This is a genomic window from Geomonas subterranea (genome assembly GCF_019063845.1).
Classification (GTDB): domain Bacteria; phylum Desulfobacterota; class Desulfuromonadia; order Geobacterales; family Geobacteraceae; genus Geomonas; species Geomonas subterranea.
In genome coordinates this window covers 1,647,757-1,666,290 of sequence record NZ_CP077683.1, presented here as the reverse complement: position 1 = coordinate 1,666,290, position 18,534 = coordinate 1,647,757, and the positions used below count along the sequence as shown (strand labels likewise).

Sequence of the window (18,534 nt, the reverse complement as noted above, 5' to 3'; positions counted from 1 at the left end):
ACCCTGGTCCTCTCCCAGAGGGAGAGGGGAGCTGGACGTATGCGGGGGAAGGTTATGACTTCAAGAAACAATTTATCGATGTAGTTATTGCGCCACATTGGCGGTGAACATTGATCTCTATGAATCGTTCCAGCAGCGCCTCTCGCGGCGACAACCGCCACCTGTTGTTGTTTCTGCTCTTCCTGGTCGGCATCTGCGCGGCTGCGGTCTACACCGGCGCCGTTCCCACCCGCAAGTTCGGACACGACATATTTTTCCTGCTCGACAACGGGTGGCGGGTGGTCACGGGGCAGCGCCCCCACCTCGACTACACCAGCCCCTGGGGCCCGCTCTCCTTCCTGGTGGTGGCAGCCGGACTGGCGGCCTCGCGCTACTCCGTCGACGCCATCGGGTACGGCAACGCGATGTTCGCCTTCGCCGTGGGCATCTGGGGCTACCGTCTCTGCCGCGACACGGTGCCGGCTGCGCCGCGGTTCCTGCTCTGCCTCTACCTGGCGCTACTGGTGGTCTCCCCGTACTCCCTGGGGTGGGGGGCGCTCAACTCGAGCCACGCCATGTTCTACAACCGCTACGGCTACGCGCTGCTCGGCTTGCTGATGATCGAGGCTTTCCTGGGGGGCAGCGGCCTGCCGGACAGGGACCGGCTGCTCGGCGGACTTTCCACCGGCGCGGTCACTGCTCTCTGCCTGTTCCTAAAGGCCAACTACTTCGCTGCCGCGGTTCTTCTCATCGGTGCCTCCTTTTTGTGGAAGCCTTTCGACAAGCGGCGCCTGGCCGGCATCGCCGCCGGATTCTGCCTGGTGAGTCTCGCTTTTTTGGCATACCTCCAGTTCGATATAGGTGCCATTTTGCGGGACCTCGACATCGCCGCCGGCGCACGGTCCAAAAGCTTCAGTTACGCAGAGGTGTTCCGGAAGTTCACCCTCAACGCGCTCTCCCTTTTGTTCGTGCTCCTGTTGACCATTCAGAGTGCCCGTGCGAAGGGCGAGGGCACGGGAACTCGCCGCCTTGCCGGCGTTCTGCTGGGCTGCTTCGTCTTCGCGGTCGACATGCTGCTTTTGTGCAGCAACCAGCAGTACTCGGAACTGCCGCTTACCGCGATCTACTCCCTGTGGGTGGTCATCGACCTCGGCGCCTGGAGCCGGAATAACCCCGGCGGTGAGGCAAGGCGGTCCTCTGTCGGCGTCAAGAGTACCGTCCTCATCGGAACGGTTTTCATCCTTGTTTCCTTCTGCAGCCAGGCAACCGGGCTCGCCTATGGCGTCATGCAGAAGGCGCACCCCTCAGGGGTCGCGTCGGTGACACGATTCATCGAGCCGCGCCTCAAGGAGATGCTCCTTTACGACGACGAGGCTGAGCCTGACAGCAACGGCCACGCATACGTCGAGTCGGTCAATGACGGGACCCTTTTGCTGCGGCAACGTTCCGCTCCGTCGGAAAAGGTCCTGACCATGGACATGATGAATCCTTTTCCCTACGCCCTGGGACGGCCTGCTCCCAAGGGAGGCATGGCGGCCATCGCTTACAATTACACCTTCAGCGACAGCCACCGCCCCTCCGACGCGAAGTTTTTCGGCGATACCGACATCGTCATGGTGCCGAAGCGGCCCGCGGCGCCTGGGCGAATGAACGCGGGGCTGATGAGAATCTACACGCCGGCGCTGCAAGCCCGTTTCCGGCTCGCTGCCGAGTCCAACCAGTGGTACCTCTACAGGCGCAAATGACTGAGATCAGCTCCTCCGCCACCGTTGCCCCGGGGCTCGCCAGGTTCCCCGCCTTCCTCTACGGCCTCCTTATCGCAGGCCTCGGGCTGGGCGTCTACCTGACCGGTGTGCTGCTCGGCTTCTTCAGACTGCTGCTGCAGGCGGACGGCCAGTTGCTCTGGGTGGTGGACAGGATCGTCTGGTACAGCGGCATGCCGGTCGTCGCCGGCCTGATCCTCATCCTGTGCGACCTCTTCGTCCTGCTCCCTTACAAGCGCGGCAACCGGGTCGTACGTTGGGCCCCCTCCAAAGAGCAGAGCCTTACGGTGGTTCTGACCGCCTTCAACGACGAGTTGAGCATAGGGAGCGCGGTGGAGGACTTCGCAGCGCACCCGCTGGTGCGGCGCGTCGTGGTGGTGGACAACAACAGCAGCGATCGCACTTCGGAGGTGGCCCGAAAAGCCGGCGCTTTCGTGGTGCACGAACCAGTGCCGGGATATGGCAGCTGCGTCTATCGCGCCTTGCGCGAGGGGCTTCGTTACACCGATACCGAGCTTACCCTCTTGTGCGAAGGGGACATGACTTTCCGGGCTTACGACATCGACAAGTTCCTGGCCTACCTGCCGCACGCGGACCTGGTCAACGGCACGCGCATCAGCGAGCAACTGCGGGAGCAGCGCACCCAGTTGAGCACCTTCATGTACTACGGCAATTTCTTCGCGGGGAAACTCCTCGAGGTGAAACACCTGGGACGCGGCACCTTCACCGATGTCGGGACCACCTACAAACTCTGCCGGAACCGGCCGCTGGAGCGCCTGTTGCCCAGCCTGAACCCCTCGATAAACTTGGAGTTCAACGCCCATCTCCTGGACACGGCGCTTGCGCGTGGCCTTGCCGTGGTGGAGTGCCCGATAACCTTTCACAACCGGGTCGGTTTCAGCAAGGGGGGCAATTCCAGCAACTGGAAGGCCCTTAAGGTCGGCAGCCGGATGATACTCGGCATCGTACTGGGATGGAGAAAACGGCAGTGACCATGAAGAACTACCACGAGATACGCCTCCCTTACGATGAGCGCAGGGACCTGCTCTGGAAAACGCTGTGCGATGCGTACTTCCAGCCCCTGATCCAGGAGGGAGCCTGCGTGCTGGAACTGGGGGCAGGGTACTGCCATTTCATCAACCACATCCGCTGCGCACGTCGCATCGCCCTCGACCTCTGGGAAGGGATGCCGGCGCACGCCGCTCCCGGTGTGGAGCCCATAATCGCCAGCACCACCAACCTGGGGGGTGTGCCGGATCACTGCGTCGACTTCGTCCTCGCCAGCAACCTCTTCGAGCACCTGACCCAGGACGAATTGTCACAAACGCTGGCGCAACTACGCGACAAGCTCGCTCCCGGTGGTAGCCTCAACATCCTGCAGCCCAACTACCGGTTCGCCTACCGGGAATACTTCGACGACTTCAGCCATAGGACCGTGTATTCCGACCGCAGCCTGAGCGACTTCCTCTCCTGTTACGGCTTCAGGGTGATTCACTGCGCGCCGCGGTTTCTGCCGCTGACCATAAAGTCGGTTTTGCCTGTTTCTCCGTTGTTGATTCGCCTGTATCTCATGTCTCCCTTCAAGCCGTTGGGCAAACAGATGCTGATCCGGGCCGTCGCCGCGTGACGGGGGGAATTTGATTTCCTGTGATGAGTACTGCTAAAGGTGGTATCGATTGAGCGAGCCTGAAAACAAAAAGACCATACTGATTCCCTCCATCGGCGATTTCCTCTTCATCGCCATCTTCCTCCTGATTGCGCTCTATTCGGGGCAGAAGCTGCTCAACGACGGCGACACCGGATACCATATCCGCGTGGGTGACTACATACTCGACACGCTAAGCATCCCACGCCACGACATGTTTTCCTTCCTCTCCCCGCCGCTTCCCTGGACCGCCCACGAATGGCTCTCCGAGATCATCATGGCGCTGGTGCACAGGGGCTTCGGGCTCACAGGCGTCGTCATCTTCTTCGCCTTCTTCATAGCGCTTTCCTCGTTCCTGCTCTTCAAGATCATTCACAGAGGGGACAGCGATATCCTGGTTTCACTTCTCGTGGTCATCCTGGTGAGCGGCGCCTCGCAGTTGCACTGGCTCGCCAGACCGCACATCTTCTCGCTGGTCATCATGGTGGCGTGGTACTACATATTGGACCTGTACCAGTATCAGGAAAGGAACCTCCTCTATCTGCTCCCCGTGATCATGATCCTCTGGGCGAACCTCCATGGCGGTTTCATGGGCGGCTTCATCCTCCTGGGCGCGTATCTCCTTGGTAACTGCGTCGATGCATTGAGGCAGCGGGGGAAGGGGAGAGTGGTGAGCCTGCGCAAACTGCGCGGCCTCGCAATCGCCATCGCGGCCTGCATCGCCGTCAGTGTCATCAACCCCTACGGGTTCCACATCCTCCTGTTCCCGTTCCAACTCACCTCGTCCAAGGACCTCATGGACGGCGTCTCCGAATTTCTCTCCCCCAACTTCCACGAGTACTACATAAAGTACTTCGAACTGCTCATTTTCCTGCTGCTCGCCACGGTCGGGCTTTCCAGGTACAAGTTGAACGTCATCGAGATAATCCTCATCATCCTCTTCACCCACATGGCCCTCTTTTCGGCGCGCTACATACCTCTTTTCGGCATCATCGTCGCCCCGGTCGTGACCAAGAGGCTCAACCAGGCGCTCAGGGATTCTGATTCCGGCTTGGCGCGCTTCTTCAAGGAGAGGTCGCGCAACATATCCCGCATCGATTCCTGCACGACCGGGTACGTCTGGCCGCTCGTCGCCATCGCGGCGGTGCTGTTCCTGGCGGAATCCGGGCGGGTCCATTTCCAGTTCGACCCGAAAATCAAGCCGATGGCCGCCATCGATTTCCTGAAAAGAGAGAAGATATCCGGCAACATGTTCAACAACGACGAGTTCGGCGACTGCATGATCTACGCGGCCGCGCCGGCGTACAAGGTGTTTATCGACGGCAGGCTGGACATGTACGGCGCCGATCGTCTCAAGGAATATTTCCGCGTAACCAACTTCAAGCAGGGGTGGGAAAAGGTACTGGGAAAATACCGGATATCGTGGATCATTTTCCCTGCGGACACGCCGCTTGCGCGCCACCTGCTCATAGACGGGAACTGGAAGCTGATCTACGCGGACAAGGTGACCAACATCTTCGTCAGGAACATCCCCGAATACAAGTATCTCCTGGATAGGTACCCGAACGTGCGGCCAGTGGTCCAGGACGACAAGAAGGACAAGGCCTGAACCGAAAGGTGCGCGGGCATCGCGTGGAGCGGGTGAATTTATGGAACATCACGTGTTGAACAAAAGGGCGGACCGGTTCGGAGTACTCTGGGCCACGTTGGGCTCCCTCGGGGTCCACGCGCTGCTGTTCATCGTGCTCTCTTCCACATCGCTCTTCTACCCCCAGACCGGAACCGCCGCCAAGTTCGACATCCTCTGGATTACCCCTTCATCCATTCCCATGACTGAAACCGCGATCCCCGACCAGGCAAGCGCTTCCTCGACCGCTGCACCTCCCACCGCGGAACTCGCCCAAGGGACTCCCGCGGCGGTCCCCCCCGAACCCGCCGCTGTGGAGACGGGTGACGCGCTTGATGAGCCTCCGCCCGAGGCAACGGACGCGGCTGCCATGGGGGTGATGGTCACCAGGGTGGCTGCGAGCCTGCCGAAAAAATCCCCGCCCCCCCCCGAGAAACGCGCGGCTCTGATTCCCAAGGCCAAACCCGAGCCGGAAGAAGACGACGGCGCCGAGGTCGAGGAAGCGGATACTCCCCCCCAGCCCGATCCGGCCGAAGAGGCCGGCGCCCGCGAGGAGGCAGAGCGCAAACGCCTTGCGGCACTGCAGGCGGAGCAGGAACGTCAGGCCGAAGAGGAAGCAAAACGTCACCGCAAGGCTGCGGAGAAAAAAGAGGCGGAACGGAAACTGGCCGAGCAAAAGGAAGCGGAACGCAAGGCGGCTGAAGCGCTCAAAGTGAAAGCCGAGCAAGACAAGGTTGCCCGCGAGAAGGCGCTGCTGGAAAGAAGGGCAGTCGAGAAGGTGCGGCAGGAAAAACTGGCGGCAGAGCGTGAGAAGGTGGCAGCGGAGAAAGCCGAGCAGGAGCGTCGGGCAGCCGAAGCGAAAAAAGCCGAGGGGGAAATACAGGTAAAGAGACAGGCCGAGCTGCAGCGGCGAGCGGCGGAGCGGGCCAGGCAGGAGCGGTTGATCAGGGAGCGTGAGCGGGTCGTGGCGGAAAAGGCCGAACAGGAGCGTCGCGAGGCTGCCGCCAAGGCGGAACAGGAGCAGCAGGAAAAGCTGGAAGTGGAAAGGGAGCGTGTCGCCGCCGAGCAGGCCCGGGCTGAGGAACTTGCCCGTGAGCGTGCACAGTTGGCGGCGGAAAAGGCCCGGCAGGAGCGGGAAGTCGCTGCGGAAAACAAGCGCCTCGCCGAACAGGCGCTGCGGGAAAAGCGTAAGGCCGAGCAGGAGCGCAAGGCAGCCCAGCGTGCCGAGGCGCAAAGGCTCGCGCGTGAGCGGGCAGAACAGGAAGCGGAGAGGGCCGAACAGCGTCGCCAGGCGGCTGCGGAGAAGAAGCGTCTTGCGGAGCAGGCGTTGCAGGAGAAACACAAGGCCGAGCAGGAGCGCAAGCAAGCCCAGCGTGCCGAGGCGCAAAGGGTCGCGCGTGAGCGGGCAGAACAGGAAGCGGAGAGGGCCGAACAGCGTCGCCAGGCGGCTGCGGAGAAAAAGCGGCTGGCCGAGCAGGCGTTGCAGGAGAAACGCAAGGCCGAGCAGGAGCGCAAGGTCGCCCAGCGCGCCGAGGCGCAAAGGCTTGCTCACGAGCGGGAAGAGCGCGAGGCGCAAAAGAGTGAACAGCGGCGCCAGGCTGCCGCGGAGAAGAAGCGGCTGGCGGAGGAGAAGGCACGGGCGGACAAGGAGCGTAAGGCCGCGCAGCGTGCCGAGGCGGAAAGCCAGGCGCGGGAGCGCGCGCGACTGGCAGCAGAGCAGGCGGAACAGCGTCGCCAGGCATCCGCGGAGAAAAAGAAGCTGGCCGAACAGGCACAGCAGGAAAAGAAGAGAGCCGAGCAGGAACGACTGGCAGCCCTGAAGGCGCAGCAGGAAAAGCTCGCTCAGGAACGGGCGCAGGTGGCGGCAAAGAATGCCGAACTTGCCCGCCTCGCGGCAGCGGAAAAGAAGAGGCTGGAGCAGGAACTGCAGGACAGAAGGAAAGCCGAGGCCGAGCGTCTGGCTGCACTGCGTGCCCAGGCGGATCAACTGGCGCGTGAGCGTCTAGCCGCCGAAAGGGCCGAACAAGCCCGCCGGGCAGTCGCCGCGGCCGCCAGCCAGTTGCCAAGCCCCGTAAAGCCCCCCGAGCAGGCCAGGAAGGAAACGGTGGGCCCGAAGCCGTCAGAGAAGCCGCCGGAAGAGAAAGGGATTGTCATCCCTTCCATGCATGGCGACCTGAAGCTTATCGTTGCCGGGACCGGCGACGTCAAGGTGACAGTCACCTTCAAGGAGTACCCGAAATCCAGAAGGGGTAGGGCGATGACCCGCAGCGAGTCCAGGCGTGAGCAGAAGATGTCGCCAGTCGTGGTCAAGACCCAGGAGAAGACGAGGGAAGCGGTAATCGAGAAGACGGGGGAGGGGATCTACACCTTCATAGCCGAGAACGAGGGCAAAGATCCGGCACCGATGAAGTTCACCCTAAAGGTCTTCGAGCTGAACAAGGGCGGCAAGACCAAGCAGCTCGGCGCCAAGACCATCGCCGGCAAGGCGGTTGTAGCCAGGGTGTTGATGCCGGACGGCGTCCTTTGGGAAGAAGACGAAGCCTTTACCGGCAGCATGCAGGACAGCGAAGGCATCACCAAGTTCAACGCCGACACCGGCCTCGTCTGGAAAGAGTATTCCCAGTAACCTGCCTCGTCTCTCCTATACAAGAACACATCCCTGTGAATCTTCGCGAGGGGGAGAGGGGGATTTGCTTTAGCAGAACCGCAGTTACGTCGTCCCCCTCCTCTTCACGATAAAGAACGCATTGAACTCCGCCACCTTGGTCTCACCGTTGAAAATCTCCGCCTCCCCGACGATCTTGCGTTCGTCCTGAGGGATGGCGCGTGCCACCGCACGCACCGTACCCTCGTGCACCGCCGCGAAGAACTTCAAGTGCAGGTCCACCGTGACAAAGTCGGAGCCCTCCGGCAGGATGCTCTTTATCGCCATCGCCACCGCGGTGTCCGCCAGCGACGTGATTGCCCCCCCGTGCATCAGTCCCACCCCCTGGGCCAGTTTCACCTTGAACGGCATGCTCAGCACCGCTCGTCCGTCGCCGGACTCCTCTATCTGCATGCCGAGGTACTCCTCGAAAGGGGCGCAGGAGATCCAGCCTGGTAGCTGGAACTGCTGGCCGCTATTCATTTCCGCTTCATAGTTGTACACGTAGCCTCCGGATTCAGAAACAATCGCTCATACGATACAAAACATCTCTTACATTAGGCAATAATAAAGTTTCCGGCCAGTGGACCACCTGACAGAGCCCCCCCTCTCATTCCAACTTCCCCTGCCCAACAGCTTGCGGCTTTTCCCCCGGGGTGAGCCCCGCCGGAAAAATATTTTCTTGACAGGTAGCCGACCCTCTATATATTTATCAAATTAAAGATGTTTAATTGTGTATCTTGGCGGAAGAAATTCTGCCAATGCCTGTGCATTTCAACAAATCCGAGTCAAGGAGGTGGCGATGATGGTGCAGCGTAAGATAAAGCGAAACTATCGACAATTGACCCCGACAAGATTTCTCGCGTTCATTCTAACAGTGAGACGTTCTCTCACCAATAACCGGAATTATCCTGATACCTTTTGGGGTGCGAATCTCGCACTTCTTCAGCAGTTTTTCGAAAAGACCGATGTGTATGAAGTGGCCTTCCGGGCAGCCAGTAACGGCGACCGGCTCCTGATTCATGATCGAGACAAGATCATGGAGGAGATAGTGGTCATTCTGGACCAGATCACCCCTCTTCTGGAGGGTAGCTCAGTGCGGAATCCTGACGCACTGTCCACCACAGGTTTCCTGATAACTCAGGAGCGCAGGGCTCATAAAAGGACCAAGCTGCCCCTGACCTCCTCCAAAGACTTTGCCGTAATAAACCTCGGTGAACTGGGCCAGGCCCTTGGCAGTGCCTCGACCGTACCGGGTGCTTACAATCACGAGATTCATATCAACAGGGGGGATCCTACACGTGAGTCCGACTGGTTTCACCACTCGATGTTTCCCGATGCCTCCAAGATGCTCATGGAGAACCTGCAAGCCGGCAACACATTTTTCCGTATGAGACACCACGGTGCCGATGGACCTGGCCCCTGGTCCCCGATCACCAGCGTGGCAATATCCTAATCTGAAAGTAGAGTACCTATCCCTATCATCCCTTGGGGCGCCATCATGGCGCCCCTCGCCTCATCTGTGCTTGGCGAGCCCAAGTTTCCATCCTCACAACCCTCTCCCTTCCACCAAGAAGGTCACACCCTCAATCATGAGGCTCCTGCCGTCCTCCATAAGGTTCATACCCTCGACGATAAGGCCCGTTCCCTCGACCATAAGGCTCATGCCCTCGACCATACGGCTCATGCCCTCGACCATACGGCTCATGCCCTCGACCATAAGGCTCATGTTCTCGACCATAAGGCTCATGTTCTCGACCATAAGGCTCATGCCATCGACCATAAGGCTCATGTGTTCGACCATAAGGCTTATGCCCCGATCATAAGGCTTATGCCCCCGATCATAAGGCTCATGCCCTCGATCATAAGGCTTATGTCCCCGATCGTAAGGCTCATGCCCCCGATCATAAGGCTCATGTCCCCGATCATAAGGCTCATGTCCCCGATCGTAAGGCTCATGCCCCCGACGCGATGCTCATGGATGTCCCAGCTTCTAAGCAGGCAATAGGGAAAGGTGGTGCAAAGGGAGGGGGGATAGGCATAGTGGGGGGATCTGCTGGACCGCGATTGGTTGTATATCGGCTATACGTCTGGCATTATTAACATTGAACCGGCTGTCACTTAATTAAGCGACGAAGCGCCAATATCATTCTCCCGAGAAAGGAACCCGCATGAATTTCCGATTCCTACCCGTGGCTGCCATATTCCTTGCAGTCAGTGGGACGGCTAGCGCCGACACCCTGGTAATCAGGTACAGCTCCGGCTATGAGCAGACCATCGAGCTGGCTGGAGCAGCAAAAGACATCAAAGATATCGCGATAAGTGAAAGTTCTGTGTCGCTAACTGAAAAGGTGAAGAAGCTCCTGCTGGGAAAACAGCCTGCTGATGAGCAGACCCATAAAGAGCCTCAGCCAAAGGCAAAAAAATCGGGTCCGTCGCTGCAATGGGCTCCACCTCTCGTGGAATAAAGGGTGAGGGGAGACAGGCATCCGCCCCTATACTGGGAGGCGGATTTCCACTTCAAGGCCTCCTGCAGTGAGGTTCCTAGCGCTGATTGACCCGCCGTACAGGGCAACTGTCTTCTCGGCGATGGCGAGCCCGATGCCGGTCCCCCCGGACTGGCGGTCCCTCGCTTCCCCTACCCGGTAGAAGGCGCGGAAGATGTCGGCGAGTTCGGCGTCCGGCACCCCCGGCCCGGAATCGCGCACCCGAATAACGGCCTCCCGCTCCCCGTGCCCTTCAAGGATGACCTCCACGCAGCTTCCTTCCCGCGTGTAGCAGACCGCGTTTCTCACCACGTTTTCCAGTGCCCGTCTCAGCAACTCACGGTTCCCTGAAACCTGCAGTCCCTGCACCGCGCTCGCGCGCACGTGACGGTTCGCCGCGCACGCCTCGAACTCCGCGTCCCGCACAACTTCTCCCACGAGTTCGGCCAGGTCAACTGCCGTCCCCATGCCGGTGCCCTCTTCATCAAGCCTGCTCAAGGTGAGCAGCTCCCCGATCAGCTGGTTCAGCCGCTCCCCCTCGTACTCGATCCGGTTCAGAGCGGGAGCCGCGGAACCGGTGGACTCTTTGCGGGCAAGCTCCAACGCTACGTTCAGCCGCGCCAAAGGTGAGCGCAACTCGTGGGACACGTCGCGCACGAGCTGCTGGTGCGCCTTAACCAACTGCTCGATGCGGGCCGCCATGGTATTAAAGTCACGCCCGAGGTCGCTCAGTTCGTTTCCTGTGTCCCCGGTTGGGACCGCAACCCGGCTGCCGAGTTTCCCGGCGGCGAGGCCCTGCGTCGCCTCCCTCAGCCTTCTTACCGGGGCGGTCAGCCGCCAGGACAGGACGTAGCATACAAAGCCACTCACCACCAGGGTCACGGCAAGCTGCAGCCAGAAATGCGGCGGAAGCGGGAAGGGCGGGAAATCAGGCGGAGGCGGCGGTGCCGGGAAACTGGCTGCTGCGAAGTAGGGGGTGCCGTTTGGCCCCAGCACCCGTACTACTACCGCCTCCGGGGGCAGCTTCCGTTGCGGTGCTGTTCCTACGGCCGCAAGCACGGCGCTATGCACCGGCTGGGGAACACCCTTGGAGAGGGGAGTGCCATTGGCTGAAAAAAGATAGATCCCTTGTGCGCCAGTGGGGCGGCTCGCGTCGACTAAGGCAGGACTTCCTTCTCGTTCTGTGATGGCAGCCGCCGTGCGTCCGTAGATTTCGACAGCCTGGCTCTGGTTGCGATGCCGTTCGTTGTCGAAGTAGCGCCTGTGCCCGTCCCGCATCGGGGTGAGCCTGAGGTTTATCGCGATGAGGAAGAAGACGAACCCCGACAGGACGGTCGCCAGCCAGAACCACATGAATATCTTCCAGAATATGCCACGCATAACAGGCCTCTAAATCCTTGTCATGTGCAGGTCACCTCTGCCCGGAACGCGCATACAGGTACCCCACCCCCCGCACCGACTTGATCCGCTCGTCACCGCCGGGCGAGGGACCGAGCTTCCTTCTCAGGCTGCTCATGTGCACGTCGACGCTCCGGTCGAAGCTGGTGAAATCCCGTCCTAACGCCTGGCGTGTCAGTTCATCGCGGCTCACCACCGTACCCGCGTGGCGGACGAGCACCTCCAGCACGGAGAATTCGAGGGATGTGACCTCGACAGCGGTTGAATCGATGGTCACGCTGCGCGTCCCTATATCGAGTTTTAGATCGCCTACCTCCAGCAGGTCGCCCCGTTGCTCCACACCAAGCTGGGTCGCTTCGCTGCGGCGCTGGATCGCCCGTAGTCGCGCCACAAGCTCGCGCGGGTTGAACGGCTTTGGGAGGTAGTCGTCTGCCCCCATCTCCAGGCCGACGATGCGATCGATGTCGTCGCCACGGGCAGTCAGCATGAGAACCGGCACCTGCGAACTCTGCCGGATCCGGCGCAGGACGTCGAAGCCGTTGAGTCCCGGCAGCATGACATCAAGGACGATGAACGCGTAGCCGCCTGTCACGGCCCGCTCAGCCCCATGGGCTCCGTCGTGCACAGCATCCACCGCGTACCCTTCGCTCCCGAGGTAGCTTGCCAGCAGTTCGCACAGTCCAGTATCGTCATCCACCACCAGAATCGATTTTTTCATTTACGGGTTGATCCTATTGTTCGTCGCCCTGACATCGTCAGATAGGGGTACGGTGAGGAAGAGCGATGGGGAGAACTATGAAACCGAGGCGATTATATATGAAACTCCATCGGCATGCTGTTAAGAAATGTAAAGATACTACGGGAAATTCCGCATCGTTGCTTACACTTCCCCACATCTCTTCACCCAAATTGACCGGAGCACGGCGTAGTATCGCTTCCATGTCAACGGGGTGACGGCAGCCCCCGATCCTTGAAGGAGGCACGATATGAAAAGCACGGTATTGGTGGTGTCGGCGATAACGGTTCTCTTTGCTGCGGTATCAGGGCACGCGGTGCCCGGCCCGGCGTTGCCATCTCCCCGGGGGGAAGAGCGCGGAGCAGGCCCTTCCCACGGCGAGTTGGCCCGGATGCTGGAACTGACAGAAACACAGCAACAGCAGGTGGCGGCGATCCTGAGCGAGGAGCGGGCGCAGGAGGATTTGCGGCGACAGAAGGAGAAGGCGCTGCGCAGGGAGCTAAGAGAGGTCGGGGAGGCGGCGTCCTTCGATGAGCAGGCTGCCAGGAAGCTTTCCAGGGCGTTGGCGGACCTGGATGCGGATCGGATGGTAGGCCATCTGAAGACGCGGCACCGCATAGATCTTCTTCTGACTGCGAACCAGCGGGCAAAGGCTAAAAGATTCCGTCCCGAAAAGGGGCAACTGCGCCCCCCCTGCCTGGGGCCCGAAGAAGGCGGAGCGGCTCCGGCTGCGCCGGAAGGATGGTGACCCCCATGAAGCGCTCTTTCATGGCAACCCCATGCGCGCAGACGGACGGCACCACGGCGGCGGGGCGGGTCGCCTCGGACGAGGGAGCCGGAACGCTTTCATTCCTCGGCATGACCCTCACCGAGATCGAGTTGGACGGGGAAAAGCGGGAGAAGCACGGCAAGCGGGGCGTGGTGGCACTCGTGGTAGACCGGAACCAGGAGGCTTGGCTCGGCGGGGTGAGAAATGGCGACCTCATAGCCGAGGTCAGCAGCACCAGGATCGGCAGCATCGCGGACCTGAAGAGGGTGCTCCGGGGGCACGACCCGCACGACCCCATTTTCATCTTCGTTCTGGGGGAGCGCGGCTGGCGCTTCGTCAACCTTTCCTTCATCGCATCGGCCACGTGACGGAGGACCGGATGAAATATCGAACCGCACTCGTGGTGGACGACGATGTTCAATATCTACGGCTATTGGCCGCAATCTTTGCCGGCCAAGGCCTCACCATTTTAACGGCTGATAACGGCAACGATGCACTCCGCATCCTCAGCGAGCACTCGTGCGAACTTATGATAACTGACCTGCAGATGCCGGAAATGGACGGCTTCGAGCTGAGCCGGTTGGCAAGGATGCTTGCCCCGGATCTGGATGTGGTGCTTTGCACCGGCGTGGCCTCTCCCCGCGTGGTACGACAGGCTGCCGGCCTCGGGATCTCGCAGGTGGTGGCTAAACCTTGCCGGGTACAGGACATCCTTGCACTGCTTCGGGGAGAGAATGTGCCCCAACCGGGCAGCACCCAAGCCGTTTCCGTTCAGATGCCGGGAGGCCTGCACCGGACCAACAGCAACAGGACGTGAAATGAACCGAAAGCTCATCGCAATGACAGTAATTTCCATCACGGCACTCGCCGCATTTGCGGGCCTTGGAGCCCGTTATTTGTCCGCCAAGGAGGAGCCGGCGTACATTACCGCCACCGCAGGAAAAAGCGACATCGAGGAGAAGGTCCTCGCAAGCGGTATCCTCACCGCGCAAAAGACGGTCGAGGTGGGAGCCCAGGTCTCGGGGCAGTTGAAGAAGTTGCACGTGGCGGCGGGAGACGTGGTGCGCAAGGGGCAACTCTTGGCGGAGATCGATCCCGTGCTGCAGGCAAACGCACTTAAGGACGCGCAAGCGACCCTGGCCAACGTCCGGGCGCAGAGAAACGCCAAGGATGCCCTGCTCAGGCAGTACACCCTAGCTTACCGGCGCCAGAAGGAACTGGCGGCGCTCGATGCCACCTCCCGCGCCGACCTCGAGAGCGCGCAGGCGCAGGTGGAGACCACCCGTGCCGAACTCGCCGCTCTGGACGCGCAGATCAGCAAGTCGACCATCGCCGTCGACACGGCGGGCGCCAACCTGGGTTACACCAGGATCGTGGCGCCCATGGACGGCGTCGTCCTCTCCATCATCACGGAGGAGGGACAGACCGTGGTGTCGACCCAGGCTGCGACCACCATCCTCACCCTGGCGGACCTGGACACCATGACCGTGAAGGCTAAGATCTCCGAGGCCGACGTGATGCGGATAAAACCGGGCCTTCCGGTCTACTTCTCGCTCCTGGGCGACGCGGAGAAACGCTACACCGGTCGGCTGCGCGCGATCGAGCCCGCAGCCGTCAGCACGGGCACCACCTCCTCCGCCAGTACGGGGAACTCGGGCAGCAGTACGGCCATCTACTACTATGGCCTGTTCGAGGTGCCCAACCTTGATCACCGGCTGCGCAACTCGATGACGGCGCAGGTGTCCGTGGTGATCGCCAGCGTGAAGAACGCGCTCTGCATTCCCCTCGCCTCGGTGGAGAACCGCGGCGGGAACGGGGGAGGGACGGTCAAGGTGCTGCGCGAGGGACGACCTGAGACGCGGAAGCTGCGCCTGGGCCTGAGCGACAATGTCGCGGTGCAGGTGCTCGAAGGGGTGAAGGAGGGGGAGCGGGTAGTCATCGGAGACAGCTCGACGGTGCCGAAGGCGCAGGGGGGGGTGATGTCCCCGCCGCCGAGGCGCTGACCATGAGTGGGCCTATCCTGGAAATAAAAGGGGTGGTGCGGCGCTTCATGACCGGGGATCAGGAACTCGTGGTCCTGAAGGAGGTCGATCTGGTTATCGGCGAGGGAGAGATGGTTGCCATCGTCGGGGCCTCCGGCTCGGGGAAATCCACGCTGATGAATATCCTGGGCTGCCTGGACCGCCCCAGCGAGGGGAGCTATAGGATCTTTGGCCGCGACACTGCCGAACTCTCCAGCGACGAACTCGCCCGCCTGCGCCGAGAACACTTCGGGTTTATCTTCCAGCGCTACCACCTGATGATGCACCTAAACGCGGTGCAGAACGTGGAGATCCCGGCGGTGTATGCGGGGGCGGACAAAGCGTCGCGGCGGGCGCGGGCGCACGAGCTCCTCAACCGTCTGGGCCTTTCCGGGCGCTGCGATCACGGGCCTGGCCAGCTCTCCGGGGGGCAACAGCAGCGGGTCTGCATCGCCCGGGCTCTCATGAACGGTGGGACGGTTATCCTCGCCGACGAGCCGACCGGCGCACTGGACCGGAAGAGCGGGCAGGAACTGATGGCGATCCTGCACGAGCTGAACGCCATGGGGCACACCGTGATACTGGTCACCCATGACCAGCAGGTGGCGCAAAACGCGCGGCGCATAATCGAGATCAGCGACGGCGAGATCCTGAGCGATTCGTGGAGCGGCTCCGAGGGTGCATGTCCCCCCGTTTCGCCGGCTAACCAGGGCTTCCTGGCTGAAGGCCCTTCGAAGGGGGGCAGCCCCAGCGCTGGCGAGGGGACCGCCATGGAGAAGGGGAACGGGACGGGGAGGACAAAAGGGGGGAGCAATACCTGGGGCCGTTTCGCCGAAGCCTTCAAGATGGCCATGATCGCCATGGCCTCGCACCGGATGCGCACCCTTCTCACCATGCTCGGGATCGTCATCGGCATCACCTCTGTGGTGTCGGTGGTGGGGCTCGGCCAGGGGGCTCGCCAGAAGGTGATCGACGATATTAGTTCCATGGGGACCAACGTGATTGACGTTTATCCAGGGAGCGATTTCGGCGACGAGAAGTCGGGGAGCATAGAGACACTGGTGCCGGCGGACCTGGCCGTCGTGGCGTCGCAGGTTTACACCGACAGCGCAACCCCCGTAACGAGCGCGACCCTTCTGGTCCGCCTGGGCAGCAAGTCGGCGAACGCCTCCGTCAAAGGGGTCGGGGAGCAGTATTTCCGGGTCCGGGGCCTGGAGTTGGCCGATGGTTCCTTCTTCGGCGCCGCCGACGTCGCGCGGCAGGCACAGGTCGTCGTCATCGATCCGAACACCAGGCAGAAATTCTTTGGTGAACGGGAGAACCCCATTGGCAAGGTGCTCATGGTTGACAGCCTTCCCTGTCAGGTGATCGGGGTGACCAAGCCCAAGGAGGGACCCTTCGGCAACAGCCAGAACCTCGAACTCTGGCTTCCGTACACTGCGGCCATGGGGAAGATTCTCGGACAGACGCACTTCGACTCGCTTACGGTGAGGGTTAAGGAGGGGTTGTCTAACCAGGTCGCCGAACAGAGCATCGTGAAGCTCCTGTCGCTCAGGCACGGCACCAAGGACTTTTACACCACGAGCTCTGATTCCATCATGAAGACGGTGTCGAAAACAACGGCCACCATGGCCCTCATGATCTCTGCTATAGCCGTCATCTCACTGGTGGTGGGCGGAATCGGCGTCATGAACATCATGCTGGTGTCGGTGACCGAGCGGACCTTCGAGATTGGCATCCGGATGGCGGTGGGGGCGAGGAAGAGCGACATCATGCAGCAGTTCCTGATCGAGTCGGTGTTGGTCTGCCTGATCGGCGGCGGGATCGGGATCGTTCTCTCCTACGGTGTCTCCGCCCTCTTCGCGGTCTTCGTGACGAGCTTCGCCTTGAAGTTTTCCGCCCTGTCCGTCTTCTCCGCCGTCCTCTGTTCGACGCTGGTGGGGGTACTTTTCGGGTACCTCCCTGCGCGCAATGCCGCCCGCCTGGACCCGATCCAGGCGCTGGCGAGGGAGTAATCAATGAGGGGGAAAACCCTGGGAAACATTTTTTCCGCCCAATCCTGTCTTCGCTGCGGTTCATCGGCCGCATGGGTGCTCGGGCTTATCCTGCTGTTTCTGAGCAGCGGATGCAGCGGGCTTACCCGAAGCGTTCAAACCGCGCCGGCAGTAGATATCCCCGTCGCCTGGGAGGCGAAGTCTGGCACCAGTGGCTCCGCGGTCGCCTCCGGCGACAGGTGGTGGCAGGGCTTCAACGATCCGTTATTATCCGCACTCGTGGAGCAGGCGCTTAAAGAGAACAACGATCTTGCAGCGGCCGCGATCCGCGTGCGCCGGGCGAAACTGCAGTCCGAGCTGACCGCGACCAATCGGACCCCGGGCGTCTCGGTAGGGGGCAACACAACTATCAACCGCGAACGGCACGGCGCGAGTGGCACGAGCCATGCGGCGACCGCCACCCTGAGCTACGAGTTGGATCTCTGGGGTAAGCTGGAGAGCGCACGGGACGCGGCGAACTTCGAGGCGCAGGCGACCGAGTACGACCGGCATAGCGTAGCGCTGGCTCTCATCGGAACGACGGCGCAAAGCTATTGGCAGACAGGCTACCTGCAGCAGTTGAAAGACCTTACCGACAAGAGCATCGCCTACACCGGGAAGAGCCTCGCGCTCGCCGAGGCTAAGTACGGCGCCGGAGCGGTCTCGGCCATCGACGTCACGCAGGCTCGGCAGGCTCTGGCCAGCCAGCGCGCCGACCGGACCGAAATCGTCCGGCAGCTTTGCGAGGCGCGCAACGCGCTCGCGATCCTTTTCAATCGGGCACCCCAATCGGGGACGACCATGCCGACGGCGCTTCCTGATATCGTTCCGCCACCGGTCGAGGCGGGGCTTCCAGCCGAAATTCTCGGCAGGCGCCCTGACCTTCGCGCCGCCGGGGAGCGCCTAAAGGGGTACCTCGCCGAGGTGGACTATACCAAGGCGAGCTACTACCCTGCCTTCACCCTGACCGGGAGCCTGGGGGGGAGCAGCACCTCGCTGATTGAGGTTCTAAGCAACCCGGTGGCCGCCTTGGGGGTGGGGGTGACCCTTCCCTTCGTGCAGCAGAGAACGATGCGACTGGACGTGAAGATATCAGAGACGCAGTACGAAGAGGCTGTTGTGAACTTCCGGCAGGCTCTCTATACCGCGCTCGGAGAAGTGGAAAACGCCTTGTCGGCGGGCGAGCAATATGAGGCGCAGCAAAAGGAACTGGAAAAGGCACTGGCCAATGCGAAGGATAGCGAGCGGCTCCTGGAGGCACGCTACCGTACCGGTCTGGTCAGTGTGCAGTTGTGGCTCGACGCCCAGGAGACCAGGCGTGGCGTGGAGAAGCAGCTCCTGCAGAACCGGCTGAACCGCTACAAGAGCAGGATGACCCTTAGCCTCGCCCTCGGCGGCAGGTAGGTAGGGCCTCTGCCTAAATCCACACGAAA

17 protein-coding genes are annotated in these 18,534 nt (G+C 61.4%); 13 read left to right on the top strand and 4 right to left on the bottom strand.

Features of this window, described 5'->3' with window-relative positions:
- Window positions 1-119 precede the first annotated feature (119 nt).
- The 5 genes from KP001_RS07165 to KP001_RS07145 are packed head-to-tail and all read left to right on the top strand — an operon-like array spanning window position 120 to window position 7,640.
- Window positions 120-1,724 carry a hypothetical protein gene (locus KP001_RS07165; RefSeq protein ID WP_217288848.1) on the top strand — a complete coding sequence of 535 codons (1,605 nt, stop codon included), beginning with the start codon at window positions 120-122 and terminating at the stop codon, window positions 1,722-1,724.
- Entirely contained in the window at window positions 1,721-2,734 is a 1,014-nt protein-coding gene (locus KP001_RS07160) for a glycosyltransferase (protein WP_217288847.1), read from the top strand. The genes KP001_RS07165 and KP001_RS07160 overlap by 4 nt, the downstream gene beginning before the upstream one ends.
- A 2-nt stretch (window positions 2,735-2,736) precedes the next feature.
- On the top strand, window positions 2,737-3,369 hold the full coding sequence (locus KP001_RS07155; protein WP_239027977.1) for a class I SAM-dependent methyltransferase: 633 nt from the start codon (window positions 2,737-2,739) through the stop codon (window positions 3,367-3,369).
- 49 nt (window positions 3,370-3,418) lie between these two features.
- Window positions 3,419-4,996: a hypothetical protein gene (locus tag KP001_RS07150; RefSeq protein WP_217288845.1), complete on the top strand. Its 1,578-nt coding sequence runs from the start codon at window positions 3,419-3,421 to the stop codon at window positions 4,994-4,996.
- Between the two features lie 40 nt (window positions 4,997-5,036).
- Window positions 5,037-7,640, top strand: a complete 2,604-nt coding sequence (locus KP001_RS07145) for a hypothetical protein (RefSeq protein WP_217288844.1) — start codon at window positions 5,037-5,039, stop codon at window positions 7,638-7,640.
- A gap of 84 nt (window positions 7,641-7,724) precedes the next feature.
- Here the strand turns inward: KP001_RS07145 and KP001_RS07140 are convergent, their stop codons facing one another.
- The gene (locus KP001_RS07140; RefSeq protein WP_224962150.1) at window positions 7,725-8,162 is read right to left on the bottom strand and encodes a PaaI family thioesterase; all 438 of its coding nucleotides are present in this window, start codon (window positions 8,160-8,162) and stop codon (window positions 7,725-7,727) included.
- 298 nt (window positions 8,163-8,460) lie between these two features.
- Here KP001_RS07140 and KP001_RS07135 point away from each other — a divergent pair, with 298 nt between their 5' ends.
- Window positions 8,461-9,114, top strand: a complete 654-nt coding sequence (locus KP001_RS07135; RefSeq protein ID WP_217288843.1) for a hypothetical protein — start codon at window positions 8,461-8,463, stop codon at window positions 9,112-9,114.
- Between the two features lie 93 nt (window positions 9,115-9,207).
- On the opposite strand, the gene KP001_RS07130 is transcribed toward KP001_RS07135, so the two are convergent.
- Entirely contained in the window at window positions 9,208-9,462 is a 255-nt protein-coding gene (locus tag KP001_RS07130; protein ID WP_217288842.1) for a hypothetical protein, read from the bottom strand.
- 367 nt (window positions 9,463-9,829) lie between these two features.
- Here KP001_RS07130 and KP001_RS07125 point away from each other — a divergent pair, with 367 nt between their 5' ends.
- Complete coding sequence (locus tag KP001_RS07125; RefSeq protein ID WP_217288841.1) at window positions 9,830-10,126, top strand: hypothetical protein; 297 nt, start codon at window positions 9,830-9,832, stop codon at window positions 10,124-10,126.
- Window positions 10,127-10,153: 27 nt separating this feature from the next.
- Here the strand turns inward: KP001_RS07125 and KP001_RS07120 are convergent, their stop codons facing one another.
- On the bottom strand, window positions 10,154-11,524 hold the full coding sequence (locus KP001_RS07120; RefSeq protein WP_217288840.1) for an ATP-binding protein: 1,371 nt from the start codon (window positions 11,522-11,524) through the stop codon (window positions 10,154-10,156).
- Window positions 11,525-11,555: 31 nt separating this feature from the next.
- Window positions 11,556-12,260, bottom strand: coding sequence for a response regulator (locus KP001_RS07115; protein WP_217288839.1), 705 nt, complete (start codon window positions 12,258-12,260; stop codon window positions 11,556-11,558).
- 268 nt (window positions 12,261-12,528) lie between these two features.
- Here KP001_RS07115 and KP001_RS07110 point away from each other — a divergent pair, with 268 nt between their 5' ends.
- The 6 genes from KP001_RS07110 (at window position 12,529) to KP001_RS07085 (ending at window position 18,505) form a co-directional block, all read left to right on the top strand.
- Window positions 12,529-13,026, top strand: coding sequence for a Spy/CpxP family protein refolding chaperone (locus tag KP001_RS07110; RefSeq protein ID WP_217288838.1), 498 nt, complete (start codon window positions 12,529-12,531; stop codon window positions 13,024-13,026).
- 5 nt (window positions 13,027-13,031) lie between these two features.
- A complete protein-coding gene (locus KP001_RS07105) occupies window positions 13,032-13,415 on the top strand; it encodes a Do family serine endopeptidase (protein WP_217288837.1) in 384 nt (127 codons plus the stop codon).
- A gap of 11 nt (window positions 13,416-13,426) precedes the next feature.
- The gene (locus tag KP001_RS07100; protein WP_217288836.1) at window positions 13,427-13,864 is read left to right on the top strand and encodes a response regulator; all 438 of its coding nucleotides are present in this window, start codon (window positions 13,427-13,429) and stop codon (window positions 13,862-13,864) included.
- Between the two features lies 1 nt (window position 13,865).
- The gene (locus tag KP001_RS07095) at window positions 13,866-15,050 is read left to right on the top strand and encodes an efflux RND transporter periplasmic adaptor subunit (protein ID WP_217288835.1); all 1,185 of its coding nucleotides are present in this window, start codon (window positions 13,866-13,868) and stop codon (window positions 15,048-15,050) included.
- A 2-nt stretch (window positions 15,051-15,052) separates the two neighbouring features.
- Window positions 15,053-17,083: a MacB family efflux pump subunit gene (locus KP001_RS07090; RefSeq protein ID WP_217288834.1), complete on the top strand. Its 2,031-nt coding sequence runs from the start codon at window positions 15,053-15,055 to the stop codon at window positions 17,081-17,083.
- 75 nt (window positions 17,084-17,158) lie between these two features.
- Window positions 17,159-18,505, top strand: coding sequence for an efflux transporter outer membrane subunit (locus KP001_RS07085; protein ID WP_239027924.1), 1,347 nt, complete (start codon window positions 17,159-17,161; stop codon window positions 18,503-18,505).
- Window positions 18,506-18,534: the final 29 nt, after the last annotated feature.